Annotated in this window: 1 pseudogene; it reads left to right on the top strand. The window is 69.6% G+C overall.

From position 1 onward, the window contains the following. A pseudogene (locus HWX22_RS31640) lies at nucleotides 1-438 on the top strand (histidine kinase); the annotation flags it as partial.

The following is a 438-nucleotide window of genomic DNA, read 5'->3' as shown; positions in this document are numbered from 1 at the left end:
GCGGCTCGATCGAGACGGTGCGCGCGGCCATCGCCCTGCTGCCCGCGCTGACCTTCATCGGCTGCTGCAGCGCCTTCATCGTGTTCTCGCTGCGCCGGCCGCGCGCCGACCGGCTGGCGCTGTCGGGCTGCATGCTGATCTTCGTGCTGGCCTGCATCCACGACCTGCTGACCTTCCTCGGCGTGCTCGGCGACAACGTCTACTACACCTCGATCGCCGCGCAGTTCGAGATGATCGGGATGGCGCTGGTGCTGGCCTGGCGCTTCGTCACCAACCTGCGCCGCATCGAGCAGTTCAACCACGAGCTGACCAGCGCGGTGGCCGAGGCCAAGCGCGAGCTGCGCGACACGCTGGACCGCGAGCACGCGCTGCAGGTCACCAACGCGCGCCTGAACGAGCGGCTCTCGCTCGCGCAGGATCTGCACGACGGGCTGGGCG

This window comes from Burkholderia sp. BCC1638, assembly GCF_902833195.1.
Lineage (GTDB): Bacteria > Pseudomonadota > Gammaproteobacteria > Burkholderiales > Burkholderiaceae > Burkholderia > Burkholderia diffusa.
Note: the sequence above shows the minus strand (reverse complement) of the source record. Positions and strands in the feature narration are given on the sequence as shown.